This is a genomic window from Nocardiopsis tropica (genome assembly GCF_042660575.1).
Taxonomy (GTDB): domain Bacteria; phylum Actinomycetota; class Actinomycetes; order Streptosporangiales; family Streptosporangiaceae; genus Nocardiopsis; species Nocardiopsis tropica.
This window is the reverse complement of record NZ_JBHSUF010000007.1, coordinates 15156-33410: the sequence shown is the minus strand read 5'-3', so window position 1 is coordinate 33410 and position 18255 is coordinate 15156. Positions and strand designations below refer to the sequence as shown.

The window sequence follows — 18255 nt, the reverse complement described above, 5'->3', positions numbered from 1 at the left end:
GCCGCCCGGAGGGGGCTCCGCCGGGCTCGGGACACGGACACGGGGGGACGGGGGAACACACGGATCAGCGGGTGGCCCCGGACAGCAGGAGGCCGTCCGTCTCGCTCCCGTCGGCGCCCTCGTCCTCCGCCTGCTGCGGGCGCGACCGGTCGTAGGCGATCTCGGTCTCCACGGCGATCCGCTGCCACGTGAACCGCGAGCGGGCACGGTCCACGGCGGCGATCCCGTAGGCGGTGCTCATGGTCGGGGTGCTGAGCACGGCGCGCACGGAGCGCGCGACCTCGTCCGGCCGGCCGAACCGCATCAGCACGCCGCTGGTGCGGTGCAGGACCGCGCCGGGGGTCGCGCCGGTCGCGGTGGCCACGACGGGCAGGCCGCAGGCCATGGCCTCCAGGACGGCACCGCCGTAGGGGTCGTAGGAGGCGGCGGACACGTACACGTCGGCCGAGCGCAGCAGGCGCGGCAGCTCCTTGCGCTCGACCGGTCCGACGAGGTGGACGCGGTCGTCGACGCCGGCCTCCTTGGCCAGGAGCTCCACCCGGCGGGCGTTCTCGTCGAGGGCGACGTCGAGGTCCTCGGCGGTGGAGACGATGAGCAGCTCCGCCTCGGGCAGGCGGGTCATGGACTCGACGAGGCGGTCGGCGCCGCCGGCCTCCGTCAGGGAGGTGACCGACACCAGCCGCGCGCGCTCCTCGCGCCGGGAGGTCCAGTGCTCGGCCGAGGTCCCGCCCTCCATGCTGAAGTGGTCGGGGTCCACGCCGAAGGGCACGACGCTCACGTGGTGCCGGGGCACGCCCAGGCGCGCCAGCTCGCCCTGCTGGTCGGTGGAGTTGACCAGGACGTGGTCGGCGCGGGAGGCGAGGATCGTCTCCATGCGGGCGCGTTCGGGGTGGTGGGACAGCCCGGAGCGCTGTTCGCTGGCGTTGAGGGAGTGGAAGGTCTGGACGATGGGGGTCCCGCTCTGGTCGCTCTCGCTGTGCGCCTGGGCGTGCAGCGCCGCGAGGCCGCTGGTCCAGCCGATGGCGTGCAGGACGTCGGGCGCGTCCTCGTCCAGGACCGCGGCCAGGGCGGTGCCGAAGGCGCCGGTGTGCTCGGCGTGCTCATCGGCGGGAAGCGGGCTGGCGGGACCGGCGTCGAGGTAGGTGACGGAGACGCCGCGCGCCATCCGGGTGCGCCCCTCCGGCTGCTCGGGGTCGCTGCGACGGGCGTAGACCGTCACCTTGTGACCGAGTTTGGCCAGCTGCCGGGAGAGCGCGCAGACGTGCAGGCTCGCGGGGCAGGCGGGCTCCCCCCGGTGGGCGGGAAGGGGGTTGGCGTGTTCGGCGATCATGGCGATCTTCACTGGGCTGGACTCCTTGGGCGAGAACGGTGCCCGTCGTAGGTGCGAACGCCCGAGGTGACTCCGGAGCGGGGATCGGAATCCCCCCGGGCGGGACGGCGGCTGTGCGATCCAGGGGAGAGCGGGCGCACGGGTCGGGAACGCCCGGGCACAGCGGGTGGTGGACGCCGGGCAGCACTGACGGCCGCGCGCACGGAGGGCACGCGGCTGCTGCGGGGCGAACCGGGAAAGGAAGAGAGGCAGGGCAGACGCACAGTGATCACACCAAACGACCGTCGAAGGAGATCGAGGACCACGGGCGCGACGGAGTCGCGGCGCACGCGGCGGGTCGTGTGTGTCTGCGTCTTAGACACCCAACGGGGCCCATTCTGCCAGACGCCTCGCGGGCGGACAACGCGAGGCCGGTCTCGCGCCATGCCCCAAGGAGACTTCGGGGCGGACCGTAATACCCCGGGACCCCCTGTGCGCTGGGGGTTCTCCGTACCCGCCGATCGGCCCTGTCGGGCGCGCGTGGACGCCGCTACTGTCGGACCGGGACCACGGAAGGCCGCGACACACACCGGAGGCCCACCCGTCACAGCACTTTTATCGGCCGGAACCGGTGCGGGAACTGCATATCCGGGTGTTTTCCGCCATGATGTACGCGGATTTTGACCGACTCCAGCAGTAGGTCGGTACGGTTACAGAATCCAGACGTTGAACGGGACTCGACCAAGGTCCGGCGCGTGGCGCCGGGCAACCGGCCACGGCCGACGAAACGGGAGGAAGGGCGTATGGGTGTCGCTGGTGGGGAAGTCATTGTCACGGCCCTCACGCACCGGGGCGCTATCCGCCCCGCCAACGAGGACGCCGTCGTCATGGGTGCTCTCACCGTCGCCAGTGCGAACATGACCTCTCCGGTCCGCTGCGTGCTGCCGGTGAGCGAGCCCGTCATCCTGGCGGTCGCCGACGGGATCGGCGGACAGGCCGCGGGAGAGATCGCCTCGGAGCACGCGGTGCACCGCATGGCCGAGATGGGGCCGCGGCTGAACGGCCCCGAGGAGATCGCCCAACTGCTGAGCAACATCGACGAGGAGATCAAGGACCACGCCCTCCAGCACACCGAGTTCTCCGGCATGGGGACCACGGTCGCCGGCGTCCTGCTCAACAACGACGGCAACTTCTGGTTCAACGTCGGAGACTCCCGGACCTACCGCCTGGAGGGACGCCGCCTGCGGCAGCTCTCCGAAGACGACTCCCCGGCGCTCCCCCCCTCCGAGGACGGCCGCCCGGTCACCACGAACTTCATCACCCAGTCCCTGGGCGGCAGTTCCGGCGGCTCGATGGTCCCGCACGTGGGACGCGACGACGCGGCCGACCCGAGCGCCTGGCTCATGTGCAGCGACGGACTGTCCGACCTCGTCCTCCCCGAGGAGATGGAGCGGATGATCGCCGAGGCCGGCAGCGACGAGGCCGCCGTGCACGCCCTGTGGCAGGCCGCCATGGAGGCCGGCGGCAAGGACAACATCAGCATCCTGCTGGCGCGCCGAGTCTGACCCCGGCTCCGACGCGCGGGTCCCGCCCCGCGGCGGCCGGCGCGGGGCGAACACGAAGGGCCCGTACACCTCGCGGTGTACGGGCCCTTCCGCTCGTGGACCGCGCGGGTCCGCGCCGGCCTACTTCCGGTCGGCGCCGCCGCCCGGGCGGTTGCGCATCCGGACCAGGACGAGCACGACCGCGCCGATGCCCGCGATCGCGACGACGGCCACCACGGCCAGCGCCACGGGGGAGACGCCGCCCTCGTCGGCCTCCTCGGCGGAGACCTCCTCGGCGGCGGGCTCCCCGGCGGGCTCGTCCGACTCCTCGGCGGAGGGCGCCTCGCTCTCACCCGCCTCCGGCTCCGGCGCCGCGGCGGCCACGGCCTCCTCGGTCACGGTGAACGTCAGGCTGTCCTGGATGGGGTGGCCGTCGGAGGACACGACGCGGAACCCGATGGTGTACTCGCCGGCCTCGTCCAGGGGGCTCAGCCCCACGGACACGTCCGTGCCGTCGAACGAGAGCTCGCCGTCCTCGTAGGTGGTCTCCCCGTCCGGCCCCGTCACGACGACGGCGCTTCCGCTGCCGCCCTCCATCGGCGCGTTGTTGAAGGTCAGCACGACCTCCTCGGGCACGGTCTCCAGGGTCTGCCCGTCCTCGGGGCTGGAGTCGGTCAGCACGTCGTGGGCCAGCGCGGGCGAGGGAGCCAGCGCCAGTGCCGCGGCGGCGAGGGGGGCGAGGAGGACGGCGGCCGCGCGCGGGAGCACGCGGGAGGCTGTCCCGGTTCCGTCGAGGGGGGCGCTGCTGCTGGTGGTGGTCATGTTCTTCTCTCAGCGTTCGTGGTCGGTTCGCGCCCGGCGCGCGGGTCCTCCGGTACGGGGACCGCGCGGTCCGGGCCTCTCACAGTGCGGACGGATGCGAACCGGGAGGCCCCCGGGGCCGGTGCGCCGAGAGCGGGGCGGGGGAGGGCGCCGCGGACCGGGTCGGAGACCGGGCCGGAGCGGCGGCGCCGAACGCGAGGCGGGGGACGAGCAGCGGCGGCAGCGCGCGTGCGAACAGCGCGGCGAGGAACCACAGGGCCGCCTCGCCGTGGGCGAGCAGGGCGGAGGCGAGCAGGGCCGCCCACAGGTGCGCGAGCAGCATGCCGGGCGCGAAGCCGAGCGTGTGCGCGAGGAACCCGTGGCCCGCGTGGCCGGCGTCGGCGCCGAACGCGGGGTCGACCGAGCCCTGGAGGACGAGGTGCAGGACGACCTGGACCGTCGCCATGACGGCGAGGATGTCGCCGAAGCCGCGCATGGACCGGGTGAAGAACCAGAGCACGGGGAAGAGCACCGCGGTGGCGGCGGCGAACCCGCCGGCGGAGGCGGGGACCTCCGCCCACAGGTTGTGGCCGCCCCAGGCCAGCCCGGTGCACGCCGCGGCGAGGGACGCCGTGCGTGTGAGACGGAGAGTGCCGTGGGCGGGTCGCACGTGAACGAACCTAGGCCGTGCCCCGGGGGGCCGCAAGATCTCCCAAAGGTGAGAACCGTGCCCCTGGGGTCGCGGATCGGCGCGGAGCGTGACGGTCCACCGTTCGGCACCTCGCGTTTCCGGTCGGGCGGCCGGGGTCCTCCTCCCGGGCCGCGGGGCGGGAGCGACGCCGGGAGGGGGCGCGGACGTGGAAGAGGCCGCCGGGCGCGATCCCCCGCGCTCCCGGCGGCCTCCTCCGTCGCCCTTCGCAGCCTTCGTGCGCGGGCGGACCCGGGGGTCCGCTAACCGGCCGGTACGAGCTCGCGCCGCATGTAGCGTCGCTGCTCGGGGGTGGTGCCACCCCAGACTCCGTGAGCCTCACCGGAACGAAGGGCCCACCGCAGGCACTCTTGGCGAACAGTACAGCTGCGGCAGACGGCGACGGCCTGTTCGGTGTCGGCGCGCCCGATCCCGGTGCTGCTCACCGGGAAGAAGATCTCCGGGTCGTACGAGCGGCAGTTGCCCTGCTCGACCCAGTCCTCGCTCTCGTGGTACAGGCGGTTCACGGGGCGCCTCCGATCCGTGGCTTGGTCCATGGTCCGTGGGCCGCGCCGTGTTCCCGCGGCGGGGCCGGAAGTCTCCGCCCCGCCCGCGTTCCCGTCGACCGGGCGGAACTGCGGCGAAGCGATGCGACTAAGTGTAGTACTACATGAGGTCGTACTACACGGAGTCTGCTGGAAATCCGCCGAATGATCAAGGACGTTCGGCCGTGTCAGGCCCCCTCTCCGCCCCTCGGCGGGCGGGGACGGGGCCGTGCGCGCGGGCCGGGCGGGGGCCGGGAAAGCTCGGGAAATTCCAGCGCACGGACCTTTTCCGGAGCCCCGCCGCGTAGCGTGTGACCTGAGGCGCCGCCCCGAAGAGGCGTTATGTCGCGAGGTTCCCACCGAATTGATGTGACTTAACGCACGCTTAATATTGCTCGGTAAAGCTCTATGTTTGACCGTGTCGGACGGCCGCCGCGCGAGGCGCCGCCGCCGCCCCCGTGCGCCGCCCGTACGCGGCCCGCCCGCCGAACCGCCTGATGGGCGGGGCGTGGACCGCGCGACCGGGGTCCCCGCGACTCCCCTTGAAAGCCCTGGTCAGGGCCTTGGTTCGCTGCTAAATAAACGGGCCATACCCGATGCGAACCTCCCGAAACATCTGCGCGGAATCTCCGCGGAACCTCATTGACATTCGTTCGCTAAGTTCGATCGACGTGCCACATCTACGAACGAACCTCCAAGCACGCGACCGAACTGACACCGGGGCCGAGAGCCCTGAGACGACAGGGGCCGCGGGCCGTGGGGACGTGCGCCTCGCGCACCCGTCCCCGGAGGACGGGCCGCACATGTGGCGGCTGGCCCGGGAGACGGGAATGGACGTCAACTCCCCGTACGCCTACGCGCTCTGGTGCCGGGACTTCGCCACGACCAGCGTCGTCGCCCGCGACGGCGAGGGCCGTGTCGCGGCCTACGTCACCGGCTACGTGCGTCCCGACAGTCCCGACACGTACTTCCTCTGGCAGGTCGCCGTCGACTCCGCGTTCCGCGGACAGCGGCTGGCCCGCCGGATGCTCGACTTCATCGGCGACCGGATCACCGACCGTGGTCTGCGCTATCTCGAAGCGACCGTCACACCCGACAACACCGCTTCCCGCGCGCTGTTCGCGTCGTTCGCCCGGGACCGGGACACCGAGGCCGTGTGGAGTCCGCTCCTGACCGGGGAACACTTCCCCCAGGAGGGGGACACCCCGCACGAGCCCGAGGACCTGGTCCGGATCGGCCCGTTCGGGCAGGCACCGGGTCAGGGGCGTGACTGACCATCCGCACCGGATCGACCGATCCCGACCCACCCCGTCGTCCAAGCCATGAGCCCACGAACCTGGGGAAAGGAACCGAGGTACACACGATGGAGACCTTCCAGCGCCTGGAGTCCGAAGTCCGCGGATACTGCCGGAACTGGCCGGTCGTCTTCGACAGGGCGGTCGGAAGCCATGTCTACGACGAGACCGGCAAGCCTTACCTCGACTTCTTCGCGGGAGCGGGCTCGCTCAACTACGGGCACAACAACCCCGAGCTGAAGACCTCGCTCATCGAGTACCTGACGGACGACCGCATCGTCCACAGCCTCGACGCCTACAGCGTGGCCAAACGCGAGTTCCTGGAGACCTTCGAGCAGATCGTGCTCAAACCGCGGGACCTCGACTACAAGGTGCAGTTCCCCGGTCCGGCGGGCAACAACGCGGTCGAGGCCGCGCTGAAGCTGGCCCGCAAGTACACCGGCCGCTCGACGATCGTGAACTTCACCAACGGCTTCCACGGCATGACCCTGGGGGCCCTGGCCGTCACCGGCAACTCGATGAAGCGCGGCGGCGCGGGCGTGCCGCTCGACCACGTGGCCACGATGCCGTTCGACAACTACCTCGACGGGCGCACGCCCGACTTCCTGTGGCTGCGCAGCCTGCTGGACGACAGCGGCAGCGGGCTGGACAAGCCCGCCGCCGTCATCGTCGAGGCGGTCCAGGGCGAGGGCGGCATCAACGTCGCCAGCGCCCAGTGGCTCCGGGAGCTCTCCGACCTCTGCCGCGAGTACGAGATCCTCCTGATCGTCGACGACATCCAGATGGGCTGCGGCCGCACCGGCGACTTCTTCAGCTTCGAGGAGGCCGGGATCACCCCGGACATCGTCACGCTGTCCAAGTCCATCAGCGGCTACGGCCTGCCCATGGCCCTCACCCTGTTCAAGCGCGAGCTGGACGTGTGGGAGCCGGGCGAGCACAACGGCACCTTCCGCGGATTCAACCCGGCGATGGTGACCGGCGCCGAGGCGCTGCGCCGCTTCTGGAGCGACGACTCCTTCGCCGCCTCCACCAAGGCCAAGGGCGACATGGTCGCCGCGCGCCTGGGGGAGATGGCGGCGGAGCACTCCGACTTCGGCGCGCACGTGCGCGGCCGCGGGCTCGCCCGGGGCCTGGCCTTCGAGCAGGACGGCATCGCCAAGAAGGTGGCGGCCGAGTCGTTCGACCGGGGCCTGCTCCTGGAGACCTCCGGGCCCGAGGACGAGGTCGCGAAACTTCTTCCGCCGCTCACCGCGACGGAGGAGGAACTGACCGCCGGCCTTGACATCATGGCTGACGCGGCCCGTGCCGCGGTCAAGGTGGCGCAGCCGGCCTAGGGCCCCGGCGGCGGTTCCACATCCACGCGGTACGGGGTCGGACGACACTCCCAGGAGGGAGGGTCGTCCGGCCCCGCGCCGCGTCGCACCACCCCAGCAAGGCGCAGCAGCGCGTTTAAGGAGCAAGCCAGTGATCGTTCGCAGCATGGACGAGGTCAACGACACCGAGGCCGACATCAAGACGGAGAACTGGCGCAGCCGCCGGATCATCCTGGCCAAGGAGAAGGTGGGCTTCTCCTTCCACGAGACCGTCCTGTACGCGGGCACCGAGTCGACCTTCTGGTACGCCAACCACGTCGAGCTCGTGCACTGCATCGAGGGCGAGGCGGAGCTGACCAACGAGGAGACCGGGGAGAAGCACACCATCACCCCGGGCACCCTCTACCTCCTCAACGGCCACGAGAAGCACACCGTCCGTCCCAAGACGGACTTCCGCGTGCTCTGCGTGTTCAACCCGCCCGTGACCGGGCGCGAGGTCCACGACGAGAACGGGGTCTACCCGCTCGTCGTGGAGGAGGACGCCCCCGCGTAGGGCGCCGACACGGCAGCAGGTGGGCGGGGTCCGCGCGGCGGACCCCGCCCACGGCCGTGTCCTGGGTTTTGATGGGGGACTCCGGACCGGGCCCGGGGCGCGACGGGGGAAGGGAAGGACGGCGGAGAACCGACGCCCCAGTGTGACCGCGCCTCGGACCCAGGGTCACCAGGTACAGGTGACCCGCCCTGAACAGGCCGAAAGCCGGGTCACCCGGCGACCGCGTATCCATAACCAGTGCATAACGGACTAAACCCGTCTCGTTACTGCCGGATGTGCTCGGGGAGGGAGACCCCGTACCAGCGCCGCCGCTCCGTGTCCCGACCGGCGGCGGCAGCCGCGGCCCAGCGCCGCGCACCGCCCGCACCAGGCGTCCCACCATCCGAATGCGCGGCGCACCCGTCCTGCCTTCCCGGTCGGGGGCGCCGCCTCGCGAATCACCGAGGAGCAGTCGTGAAGAAGCAGGTACCAGCGATCAGCCGAGGAACCTGGGGCCGCCGAGACGCACTCCGACTGGGCGGCGTGGGGCTCGCCACGGTCGGCCTCGCCGCCTGCACCCGGGTCGACGGGGGAGGCGGCGGGGAAGAAGGGGGACAGTCCACCCTGGAACGCCTGCGCGAACAGGGCTTCGTGAGCGTCGGCCTCGCCAACGAGATCCCGTTCGGGTTCATCGACGGCAGCGGCGCCCCCGCGGGGCAGTCCCCGGCCGTCGCCAGAGCGGTCTTCGAGGAGCTGGGCGTCCCGGAGATCCAGCCGACCCCGGTCACCTGGGACGGCCTGATCCCCGGCCTCCAGGCGAACCGATTCGACGTTCTCGCCGCCGGCGTGTTCATCACGCCGGACCGCTGCGAGCAGGTCGCCTTCACCGAGCCCACCGCCACGTCCCCCGAGGCCTTCCTCGTCAACGAGGGCAACCCCGAGGGCATCGAGCACTTCACCTCGTTCGTGGACAACCCCGACCTGACCCTGGCCGTCCTCAACGGCTCGGTCGAGCAGAGCTACGCCGAGTACTTCGAGGTGCCCGAGGGCCAGCTGGAGCTCATCCCCGACCAGACCACCGGCTACGAGCTGCTGGAGGCGGGCCGGGTCGACGCGGTGTCCATGCTGAAGGTCTCCCACGAGTACCTCCTCATCGACCGCGGCGGCCCCTTCGAGGTCACCGAGGCGTTCTTCCCCGAGATCGACGGCCGGGAGGAGAAGGGCTGGGGCGGCCTGTGCGTCCGCCAGGAGGACACCGAGCTCCTGGAGGAGATGAACCGCGTCATCGCCGAGTTCAAGGAGAGCGGACGCCTCCTGGAACTGGGCGAGGAGTGGGGCTTCACCGAGGCGGACCTCCCCGACGACACGACCACCGCCGAACTCTGCGAGGGATGACCACGACGTGGACTTCCTGATCGAGCAGCTCCCCCGATATCTCGACGGCGCTCTGATCACCGTCCAGCTGACCGCGGGCGGCAGTGCGCTGGCCTTCGTGCTGGCCATGGTCTTCGGGATCCTGGGCAGCATGAAGCACTGGCTTCCCCGGGCCGTGGCCACGGTCTACGTGGAGGTCTTCCGCGGTATCGCCGCACTGGTCCTGATGTTCTGGATGGCGTACGCCCTACCGCTGGTGTCCGGCTACAAGCTGGACGACACCTTCGCGGCGATCGTCGCCCTGGGCATCAACCTCGGAGCCTACGGCGCCGAGGTGGTGCGCGCGGCCGTCAACGCCGTGCCCAAGGCCCAGGTGGAGGCGTGCGTCGCGCTGAACATGTCGTGGTTCCAGCGGACCCGCCTGGTGGTGCTCCCCCAGGCGTGGGCGCAGATGCTGCCCACGTTCGGCAACCTGGTCATCGAGCTCATGAAGGCCACCGCTGTGGCCTACCTCATCGGTGTGGCCGACCTGACGGCCGTGGCGCAGCAGATCCGCTCCGCCACGGGTGAGACGGTCCTGGCCTTCACCGGAGCCCTCATCCTCTACTACCTGATCGCGCAGGTGCTGATCTTCGGCATGCGACTGCTCGAACGCCGCGCCAACCGCAAGCTGGGACGGATCCCGCCCGGAGGCACCGGGCTGCTGGCGCTTCTGCGGCCCCCGTCCGTGGGCACGAAGGTGGGTGTCGCCAAGTGATCTGGGACTTCGAGTTCACCCTGGAGGTCATGCCGGACCTCCTGCGCGGCCTGTGGGTCACCGTCCAGGCCACCGTGTTCGGCTACCTGATCGCGCTGGCCCTGGGCCTCGTGATCGCCATGGTCCGCCGGATCCCGGTGCTCGGGACGATCGTCCACGTGGTGATGGAGTTCATCCGCACCACGCCGCTGCTGGTGCAGCTGGTCTTCGTCTTCGCCCTCGTGCCCGCGGGCTTCTCGCCCCTGATGGTCGGCATCATCGTCCTGGGGGTGCACTACGCGGCCTACACCGCCGAGGTGTACCGCTCGGGCATCGAGGGCGTGGCCGTGGGCCAGTGGGAGGCGGCGCGCGCGCTGAGCCTCCCGGCCCGGCGCACGTGGGGGGCGATCGTGCTGCCGCAGGCGATCCGCAAGGTCATCCCCGCGCTGGGCAACTACCTCATCGCGATGTTCAAGGACACCCCGCTGCTCTTCGCCATCACGGTCGTGGAGCTCCTGGCCACCGCCCAGCAGGTCGGCCAGGCGAGTTTCAAGATCGTGGAGGCGTTCACCCTCGTCGGGTTCCTGTTCCTCCTCGTGAGCATCCCGTCCGCGATCATCATCCGACGACTGGAGCGACGCTATGCCGCCGTCTGACACCCCTACGAACGCACGGCCCCAGGGTGGCGGGGCCGGGGCCGGGGGAGGCCCCCTGATCGTCTTCGACCAGGTGGTCAAGCGCTTCGGCGACCTCACCGTGCTCGACCACCTGGACTTCTCGGTCGACCCCGGGGAGCGGGTCACCCTCATCGGGCCCAGCGGTTCGGGGAAGACCACCATCCTGCGCCTGCTGATGACCCTGGAGAAGGTCACCGAGGGCGTCATCCGGGTGGGCGGCGAACCGTTCAGCCACATGCCCCGCGGCGGTTCGGGAGGGCTGGTCCCGGCCGGCGAGAGCTACCTGCGCGAACGCCGCAAGCGCATCGGCATGGTCTTCCAGCAGTTCAACCTGTTCCCGAACATGACCGTGCGGCAGAACGTCATCGAGGCCCCGGTCCACGTCCTCGGGATCCCCAAGGAGGAGGCGAACGCCAAGGCCGAGCAGCTGCTGGACCTGGTGGGCCTGGCGGACAAGGTCGACGCCCACCCGACCCAGCTGTCCGGCGGCCAGCAGCAGCGCGTGGCGATCGCCCGCGCGCTCGCGATGAGCCCGGAGATCCTCCTCCTGGACGAGGTCACGTCGGCGCTGGACCCGGAGCTGGTGGCCGGTGTCCTGGACGTCCTGCGCGAGGTCGCCGAGAGCACGGACATCACCATGCTCTGCGTGACCCACGAGATGGGTTTCGCCCGCGACGTGTCGCACCGCGTGCTCATGTTCGACCAGGGGCAGATCGCGGAGGAGGGGACGCCGGACCAGATCTTCGGCGACCCGCAGGAGGAGCGGACCCGGTCGTTCCTCAGGTCGGTCCTGGACAACGGGGTCTGACACCGGCCGCCGCCCGGCCCGGTCCACGGCGCGGCGGGACGGCGTGCCACGGGGCGGGCCCGGGTCGGAGCACGACCCGGGCCCGCCCCGTTCCGCCGTCCGGAGCGCCCCGATCCGAGACGAGTGGCGACATACCGTGGTCATTGGACAGCTTTTAGTTATCTCTTGGGCAGAATGAGAGTCCTGATACAGGGGGGACTCTTGTGACCATGGTGCGAAGATGGGGGCTCACCTGGTGGTCGGCCCTCGCCGTCCTGCTCGTCGCGGTGCCGATGGCCGTCCACCCCGACCTGCGCTCCGACGTCCTGGGCGACTTCGCCGTCCTCTTCCTCGTCTCCTGGGGGCCGATGCTGGTCGGCGGCCTCCTGGCCTGGGCCCTGGTCCGGTCGCTGGGGGCGCGTGACGCGCTGGACCGCAGGATCGCCGCGGCGATGGTGGGCCACCCCCTGGGCCGGGAGCTCGCCTGGCTGGCGGTCTGCCTGGGCGCCTTCATCCTCAGCATGGTCGTGCTGTCGCTGTTCTTCGGCATGTACGAGGCGACGATCGGCGCCGACCTGGCGATGTCGGCCTCCCTGGTGTCCCGGCTGCTGTTCCTCTTCACCCTGCCCCTGCTGGTCATGGACCGCTCGGGCGTCACCATCGACGGGAAGGGCACCGCCATGCCCTCCCTCGCGCTGAAGGTGACCGAGGGCTGGCGCTGGTCGGGCCTGGCCCCGGTCGGCCTGGCCCTGGGCCTGATCGCCTACCTGCTCGTCCCGTACACCGGGCTCCCGCCCGTGTCCTTCCCCCTCGTCGGCTTCGTGCTCGCGTTCGCCTTCGTCGCGGTCTGCGAGGAGATCTTCTTCCGGGGTATGGTGCAGACCCGCCTGGAGATCCTGATGGGCCGGTGGGGCGGCATCCTGGCGACCTCGGTGGTCTTCGCGCTCACCTACGCGGTCATCCAGCCCTACGACGCCGTGTCCCAGCTGACCGGCGTCGACTTCGTGTACGACACCGGGCTGTCCCTGCTCACCTACGCCACCGCAGGCGCGTTCTACGGCTACCTGTGGGCCTGCTTCCGGAACACGTGGCTCAACGTGCTCATGCGGATCGGGATGTTCGTCGTCATCATGCCGCCGGACCTCCAGATCGGGATCACCTAGGGCCCCGCGGGCACGTCCGCCCGCCCGTCCCACCCCTGTGACCGGCCCCCTTTCCGTCCCCGGACCGTGGAAGACCGGCAATCCGTCCGTGAAATACCCTGACATCCGCCCGTGGGCGGGTACACAAGGTCCATAGCGGTCGCGTGGAGGTCATTTCCCCCTCACGGGGTTGTCACCGTGCGGTCATGAAAGAGGGGGAGTCTGCCCACTGTGAGCACGGAATCAGCGCCAACGCCAGCGGGTCCCACGACCGAGCTGCCCGCCGACAGGTTCATGGACCGGGAGGAGGGGTGGCTGCGGTTCAACCAGCGGGTCCTGGAACTCGCCGAGGACGAGGACATCCCGCTCCTGGAGCGCGCCCGGTTCCTGGCCATCTTCTCCAGCAACCTCGACGAGTTCTTCATGGTCCGGGTCGCCGGACTCAAACGGCGCCTGGCCACCGGGCTCGCCGTCGCCTCCTCCAGCGGACACCGGCCGCGCGCCCTCCTCGAACGCATCTCGCTCTTCACGCACGAGCTGATGCTCCGCCAGGCCGCGTGCTTCGAGGACAGCGTCGCCCCCGCCCTGCGGGACGCCGGGATCCGCATCGTGCGCTGGGGAGAGCTGGACGACGACGAGCGCGAGTACCTGCACGGCTACTTCCTGCGCTCCGTCTACCCCCTGGTGACCCCCTTCGCGGTCGACTCCGCGCACCCCTTCCCCTACATCTCCGGCCGCTCGCTCAACCTCGCGGTCACCGTCCGCGACCCGCTCGACGAGCGGCGCATGTTCGCCCGGGTCAAGGTGCCCAGCTCCCTGCCGCGCTTCATCGAGCCGGGCCCCCGCCCGGGCGGCAGGTTCGTCCCGGTCGAGGACGTCATCGCCGCCCACCTGCCCCAGCTCTTCGAGGGCATGCAGATCCTGGAGCACCACGCCTTCCGGGTGACCCGCAACGCCGACCTGGAGGTGGACGAGGACGAGACCGACGACCTCGTCACGTCGCTGGAGAACGAACTCCTGCGCCGCCGCTTCGGCCCCCTCGTGCGCCTGGAGGTGGAGGAGACCATCTCCGCCGAGGTCCTGTCGATCCTCACCGAGGAGCTCGGCGCCGAGGAGGAGGAGATCTACCGCGTGCCCGGGCCGCTCAACCTCGCCGGGCTGGCCCAGATCGCCGACGCGGACCGGCCGGAACTGCGCTTCCAGCCCATGGTCCCGGTCGAACCGCGGGCCCTGACCATGGGGGACCTCTTCTCGACCATCCGCGGGCGGGAGGTGCTCGTCCACCACCCCTACGAGTCGTTCGCCACCACCACCGAGCGGTTCCTGGCCATGGCCGCCGCCGACCCCGCGGTCGTGGCGATCAAGCAGACCCTCTACCGCACCAGCGGCGACTCACCCATCGTCGAGGCCCTCATCGAGGCCGCCAACGCGGGCAAGGAGGTCGTGGTCCTGGTCGAGATCAAGGCCCGCTTCGACGAGCAGAACAACATCCAGTGGGCGCGCAAGCTCGAACTCGCGGGGTGCCACGTCGTCTACGGCGTCGTCGGACTCAAGACCCACTGCAAGCTGTCCATGGTCATACGCAAGGACGACGACGGGCTGCTGCGCCGCTACTGCCACGTCGGCACCGGCAACTACAACCCCAGCACCGCCCGCATCTACGAGGACTTCGGCCTGTTCAGCTCCGAGCCGGAGGTGGGGGAGGACGTCAGCGACCTGTTCAACAGCCTGACGGGGTTCTCCCGCAAGAAGCACTACCGCCGCCTGCTCGTCGCCCCGGCAGCACTGCGCGAGGGCCTGCTCCAGCAGATCTCCCAGGAGATCGAGAACAGCCTCAAGGGCGACCCCGCCCGGATCCGGATCAAGGTCAACTCCCTGGTCGACGAGGAGATCATCGACGCCCTCTACCGGGCCTCGCAGGCCGGGGTGGGCGTCGACCTGTGGGTGCGCGGGAGCTGCGTCCTGCGCGCGGGCGTCCCCGGCCTCTCCGAGAACATCAGGGTCCGCAGCATCCTGGGCCGCTTCCTCGAACACTCGCGCATCTTCGTGTTCGCCAACGGCTGGCGGCCGCAGGTGTGGATCGGGAGCGCCGACCTGATGCCGCGCAACCTGGACCGCAGGGTGGAGGCGCTCGTCCGGATCTCCGACCCCGAGCAGTGCCGCCGCCTGGTCGGGCTCATGGACCTGGCCATGGCCGCCACCACCTCGTCCTGGCGCCTCGAACCGGACGGCACGTGGACCCGGCACACGCACGGCGAGGACGGGCTGCCCCTCGTCGACCTCCAGGACAGCCTGCGCGGAGACCGCCACCTGCGCGTGGTGGAGGGCGGATGAGCGGGGGAGCGGAGGCCGGCGCGGACGCCGGGGCCCCGGACGGGAGAACCGGGGGACCGGAACGGGAGGTACGCGTGACCAGTGCCTTCCCGCAGCGCGACACGGCGGTCGGCGGCTACCTCGAACCCATCCGCGCCGGCGGCGCCGTGCTGTGGCGCACGGGTGCCGGCGGCGCGACCGAGGTGGTCCTCATCCGCCGCCCGGAGCGGGGCGACTGGACCCTGCCCAAGGGCAAGCTCAAGAACGGCGAGCACCCCCTCACCGGCGCGGTCCGCGAGGTCGAGGAGGAGACGGGGCTGACCCCGCTGATGGGGCGCAGGCTCCCGCCGCAGCACTACCTCAAGGACGGGTGGCCCAAACAGGTGGAGTGGTGGGCCGCCACCCCGGACCTCCCCGGCGGGGAGATCGACTACAAGCCCAACGAGGAGGTCGAACTGGTCGAGTGGGTCCCCGTGGCGGAGGCACGGGACAGGCTCACCTACGACCACGACGTCCAGGTCCTCGACAACTTCCGGGCCGGGCCCGCCGTCACCGTCCCCGTGATCCTGTTGCGGCACCTGTCGGCGGGGGACAAGCGCGCGTGGTCCGGCAGCGACCTGCTGCGCCCCCTCGACGGGGCAGGGCGGTCCGACGCCCTGGCCCTGTCCCGGGTGCTCGGCGCCTACGGGAGCCCCCGGGTGGTCTCCTCGGCCGCCGCGCGGTGCACGGAGTCGGTGCTGCCGTACACCGTGGAGCACGACGTGCCGATGCGGACCGAGCGCGCCTTCACCGTGCGGGAGGGGTCGGAGTACGACGTGGAGGAGGCCCGCGAGGAGTTCGGGCGCATCATCGCCGAAGGGCGGCCGACGGTCGTCTGCACGCACGGGGAGCTGATCCCGAAGCTGATGTCGGCGGCGCTCACACGGCTGGGGGCGCCGGTCACCCAGCAGCTGGGGCTGCGCAAGGGCTCGTTCTGGGTGGTGCACGTCGAACCCTCCGGGGGGACGCTGGCGGGGGTGGAGCGCCACGCGCTCCGCGGCTGAGCCGGGTTCGCCGGACCCGCGCGGGGCGCGGCGGACGACGGTGACATGATGCGGTCATGGCCAAACACAAGGTTGCGCGGAGCGTCGTGGTGGACGCCCCCGCCAAGCGGATCTTCGACATCGTCGCGTCACCGGCGCTGCACTCCGAGTTCGACGGCTCGGGCACCGTGCGCGGCACCCACTTCGGCCCCGACCGGCTGGAGCGGGGCAGCGAGTTCGGCATGGACATGCGCATGTTCGGTGTCGGCTACCGGATCACCAACCGGGTGGTGGAGTACGAGGAGGACCGGCTCATCGCCTGGCGGCACGGGGGACCCCACCGCTGGCGCTACGAGCTCCGGGAACTGCCGGAGGGCGGCACCCGGGTCACCGAGACCTTCGACTACTCGCGGGGGCTCCCGGCGTTCTACGTCCTGATGGGGATGCCGGCGAAGAACGGGCGCAGCATCGAGAGGACCCTGGAGCGCCTCAAGGCCGCGGCGGAGCGGGACGGGGCCTGAACCCTCCCCGGTCCCGGGGAACGGCGGCGCCCACGGCCGGCGGCCGTGGGCGGAGCTGTTCACACGGGTCCGGCGCCGTGCGGGCGTCCGGGGCCCGCCGGCTAGAAGTAGCCGGGGTGCTCGGCCTCGACGAGCTCGGCCTCGGGGGCCTCCGCGCCCTCGGTGCTCTCGGCCCCGGTCTCCTCCTCGGCCTCCTCGGCCTCGGCGGTCTCCTCGGACTCCGCGCCCTTGGTGGCCTCCTCGGCCCCGGGGGCCTCCGCGGTGGCGGCGTCCGCGCCTCCGACGGCCTCGCCCTCGACGGTCTCGGCCTCGGTGCTCTCCGCCTCGGCCTCCGCGCCCTCGGCCGCCTCCGTGTGCTCGGCCTCCTCGGCCCCCGCGGGCTGGCCCGGGTGCTCGTGACCGGCCCCGGCCTCCTCGGACGGGTGTTCGTGCCCGGCCCCGGCGGGCTGGCCGGGGTGCCCGTGACCGGTGTTCCCTCCGTGGTGGTCCTGCCCGTGGCCTTCGGACCAGCCGTGGTCCTGCCCGTGGCCGTCGTAGCCCCCGAGGCCGGACTGCTCGGCTGCGGGACGCTCGGAGCCGCGGGGCCCCTCGGCCCCGGCCCACGCGGAGGCGGGGGAGGCGGCCAGGCCGACGGCCGCACCGGCGGCCAGGGTGATGAGAGCGAGTCCGGCGATACGTTTCACGACATGATCCTTGCTGTGTGTATCTGAGTAACTACTGTCAGTCGTGACTGTAGGACGGTCGTCCCCTTTTGGCCAGTTCATCGGTGCGGTGCACCCGTTTTCGTGCCGCCCCGACCGTTATCCACAGGCCCCCGCAGCACTCGGCCATATGCCCTAAAGTTCGGCAAGGGCCCGTGTTCTCCGCGTCTCCCGGCAGCCGTGGCGCGAACCGGTCGGGCCCGTCGACGGTACGCCGAAGCAGGAGTCGGGGGCAGTGGTGGGAACAACCTTGGGTGACGTCTGGCAGGAAGTCCTGTCCGTACAACCGGAGCCGGAGTCGTGGATCGTCGTCTCCGCGGCCGTCCTGGCCCTGGCCGCCGTCCTGCTCGGCCCACCGTGGAGGGTCGGGCGCAACGTCGTCACCATCGCCCACGAGGGCGGGCACGCGCTCGTCGCGCTGCTCAGCGGCCGACAGCTCACGGGTATCCGGCTCCACTCGGACACCTCCGGTGTGACCGTCTCCCGCGGCAGGCCGACCGGCATCGGCATGATCCTGACCGTCTTCGCGGGCTATGTCTCCTCGTCGGTCATCGGGCTCCTGGGCATCCTCATGCTCATGTCCGACCGCATCACCGCCCTGCTGTGGCTGAGCATCGTCGTGCTGGCCGCGATGCTGCTGATGATCCGCAACGTCTACGGAGTGGTGTCGGTCGTCGTCACCGGCGCGGTGGTGTTCGGCGTCAGCTGGTTCACCCCGCCCGAGGTCCAGGCCGCCTTCGCCTACCTGTTCATCTGGTTCCTGCTCTTCGCCGGCGTGCGACCGGTCTTCGAGCTCCAGTCCCAGCGCAGGCGCAACCCCTCCCCCCACTCCGACGCCGACCAGCTCGCGCGGCTCACCGGAGTGCCCGGCACCCTCTGGGTGGTGGTGTTCGCCCTGGTGAACCTCGCGGTGACCGCGCTCGGCGTGTGGCTGCTGCTCTTCTGAGGCGACCGG

General features: G+C 71.2%; 18 protein-coding genes. 13 read left to right on the top strand and 5 right to left on the bottom strand.

Features of this window, described 5'->3' with window-relative positions; translation table 11 throughout:
• Positions 1 to 64: 64 nt before the first annotated feature.
• Entirely contained in the window at positions 65 to 1342 is a 1278-nt protein-coding gene (locus tag ACFQBR_RS12685; protein ID WP_267946618.1) for a glycosyltransferase, read from the bottom strand.
• Positions 1343 to 2112: 770 nt separating this feature from the next.
• On the opposite strand from ACFQBR_RS12685, the gene ACFQBR_RS12680 reads away from it, so the two are divergent.
• Positions 2113 to 2874 (top strand): PP2C family protein-serine/threonine phosphatase, encoded by a 762-nt coding sequence (locus ACFQBR_RS12680; protein WP_267946617.1) that lies wholly within the window; start codon positions 2113 to 2115, stop codon positions 2872 to 2874.
• Between the two features lie 120 nt (positions 2875 to 2994).
• Here ACFQBR_RS12680 and ACFQBR_RS12675 read toward each other — a convergent pair whose 3' ends face one another.
• The 3 genes from ACFQBR_RS12675 to ACFQBR_RS12665 form a co-directional block, all read right to left on the bottom strand.
• Positions 2995 to 3675 carry a copper resistance CopC family protein gene (locus tag ACFQBR_RS12675; RefSeq protein WP_344182038.1) on the bottom strand — a complete coding sequence of 227 codons (681 nt, stop codon included), beginning with the start codon at positions 3673 to 3675 and terminating at the stop codon, positions 2995 to 2997.
• A 79-nt stretch (positions 3676 to 3754) separates the two neighbouring features.
• Positions 3755 to 4324 (bottom strand): copper resistance protein, encoded by a 570-nt coding sequence (locus tag ACFQBR_RS12670; RefSeq protein WP_344182040.1) that lies wholly within the window; start codon positions 4322 to 4324, stop codon positions 3755 to 3757.
• Positions 4325 to 4605: 281 nt separating this feature from the next.
• Positions 4606 to 4869 (bottom strand): WhiB family transcriptional regulator, encoded by a 264-nt coding sequence (locus tag ACFQBR_RS12665; RefSeq protein ID WP_267946614.1) that lies wholly within the window; start codon positions 4867 to 4869, stop codon positions 4606 to 4608.
• Between the two features lie 782 nt (positions 4870 to 5651).
• Here ACFQBR_RS12665 and ectA point away from each other — a divergent pair.
• The 11 genes from ectA (at position 5652) to ACFQBR_RS12610 (ending at position 16599) form a co-directional block, all read left to right on the top strand.
• A complete protein-coding gene (gene ectA / locus ACFQBR_RS12660; RefSeq protein WP_267946613.1) occupies positions 5652 to 6161 on the top strand; it encodes a diaminobutyrate acetyltransferase in 510 nt (169 codons plus the stop codon).
• 89 nt (positions 6162 to 6250) lie between these two features.
• Positions 6251 to 7516, top strand: a complete 1266-nt coding sequence (ectB, locus tag ACFQBR_RS12655; RefSeq protein WP_267946612.1) for a diaminobutyrate--2-oxoglutarate transaminase — start codon at positions 6251 to 6253, stop codon at positions 7514 to 7516.
• Positions 7517 to 7646: 130 nt separating this feature from the next.
• Positions 7647 to 8048: an ectoine synthase gene (locus ACFQBR_RS12650; protein WP_267946611.1), complete on the top strand. Its 402-nt coding sequence runs from the start codon at positions 7647 to 7649 to the stop codon at positions 8046 to 8048.
• Between the two features lie 522 nt (positions 8049 to 8570).
• A complete protein-coding gene (gene ehuB / locus ACFQBR_RS12645; protein ID WP_267950523.1) occupies positions 8571 to 9422 on the top strand; it encodes an ectoine/hydroxyectoine ABC transporter substrate-binding protein EhuB in 852 nt (283 codons plus the stop codon).
• 7 nt (positions 9423 to 9429) lie between these two features.
• Positions 9430 to 10158 carry an ectoine/hydroxyectoine ABC transporter permease subunit EhuC gene (gene ehuC / locus ACFQBR_RS12640; protein WP_267946610.1) on the top strand — a complete coding sequence of 243 codons (729 nt, stop codon included), beginning with the start codon at positions 9430 to 9432 and terminating at the stop codon, positions 10156 to 10158.
• The gene (gene ehuD / locus ACFQBR_RS12635) at positions 10155 to 10793 is read left to right on the top strand and encodes an ectoine/hydroxyectoine ABC transporter permease subunit EhuD (RefSeq protein ID WP_344182042.1); all 639 of its coding nucleotides are present in this window, start codon (positions 10155 to 10157) and stop codon (positions 10791 to 10793) included. Before ehuC ends, ehuD begins: the two co-directional genes overlap by 4 nt.
• A complete protein-coding gene (gene ehuA, locus ACFQBR_RS12630; RefSeq protein WP_267946608.1) occupies positions 10780 to 11622 on the top strand; it encodes an ectoine/hydroxyectoine ABC transporter ATP-binding protein EhuA in 843 nt (280 codons plus the stop codon). The genes ehuD and ehuA overlap by 14 nt, the downstream gene beginning before the upstream one ends.
• Positions 11623 to 11831: 209 nt before the next feature.
• A complete protein-coding gene (locus ACFQBR_RS12625) occupies positions 11832 to 12764 on the top strand; it encodes a CPBP family intramembrane glutamic endopeptidase (protein WP_344182044.1) in 933 nt (310 codons plus the stop codon).
• 210 nt (positions 12765 to 12974) lie between these two features.
• Positions 12975 to 15077 carry an RNA degradosome polyphosphate kinase gene (locus ACFQBR_RS12620; RefSeq protein ID WP_267946606.1) on the top strand — a complete coding sequence of 701 codons (2103 nt, stop codon included), beginning with the start codon at positions 12975 to 12977 and terminating at the stop codon, positions 15075 to 15077.
• A gap of 74 nt (positions 15078 to 15151) precedes the next feature.
• Positions 15152 to 16099 carry an NUDIX hydrolase gene (locus tag ACFQBR_RS12615; RefSeq protein ID WP_344182046.1) on the top strand — a complete coding sequence of 316 codons (948 nt, stop codon included), beginning with the start codon at positions 15152 to 15154 and terminating at the stop codon, positions 16097 to 16099.
• Between the two features lie 56 nt (positions 16100 to 16155).
• Positions 16156 to 16599, top strand: a complete 444-nt coding sequence (locus ACFQBR_RS12610; RefSeq protein ID WP_267946604.1) for an SRPBCC family protein — start codon at positions 16156 to 16158, stop codon at positions 16597 to 16599.
• 101 nt (positions 16600 to 16700) lie between these two features.
• On the opposite strand, the gene ACFQBR_RS12605 is transcribed toward ACFQBR_RS12610, so the two are convergent.
• Positions 16701 to 17282, bottom strand: a complete 582-nt coding sequence (locus ACFQBR_RS12605; RefSeq protein WP_344182048.1) for a hypothetical protein — start codon at positions 17280 to 17282, stop codon at positions 16701 to 16703.
• Positions 17283 to 17550: 268 nt separating this feature from the next.
• On the opposite strand from ACFQBR_RS12605, the gene ACFQBR_RS12600 reads away from it, so the two are divergent.
• The gene (locus ACFQBR_RS12600; protein WP_267946602.1) at positions 17551 to 18246 is read left to right on the top strand and encodes a M50 family metallopeptidase; all 696 of its coding nucleotides are present in this window, start codon (positions 17551 to 17553) and stop codon (positions 18244 to 18246) included.
• The last annotated feature ends 9 nt before the right edge of the window (positions 18247 to 18255 follow it).

Excerpts from the sequence above, each read along its gene's own strand:
- ACFQBR_RS12675 (WP_344182038.1), bottom strand. The coding sequence starts at position 3,675 with ATGACCACCACCAGCAGCAGCGCCCCCCTCGACGGAACCGGGACAGCC.
- ACFQBR_RS12680 (WP_267946617.1), top strand. The coding sequence starts at position 2,113 with ATGGGTGTCGCTGGTGGGGAAGTCATTGTCACGGCCCTCACGCACCGG.
- ACFQBR_RS12625 (WP_344182044.1), top strand. The coding sequence starts at position 11,832 with ATGGTGCGAAGATGGGGGCTCACCTGGTGGTCGGCCCTCGCCGTCCTG.
- ectB (WP_267946612.1), top strand. The coding sequence starts at position 6,251 with ATGGAGACCTTCCAGCGCCTGGAGTCCGAAGTCCGCGGATACTGCCGG.
- ehuA (WP_267946608.1), top strand. The coding sequence starts at position 10,780 with ATGCCGCCGTCTGACACCCCTACGAACGCACGGCCCCAGGGTGGCGGG.
- ACFQBR_RS12610 (WP_267946604.1), top strand. The coding sequence starts at position 16,156 with ATGGCCAAACACAAGGTTGCGCGGAGCGTCGTGGTGGACGCCCCCGCC.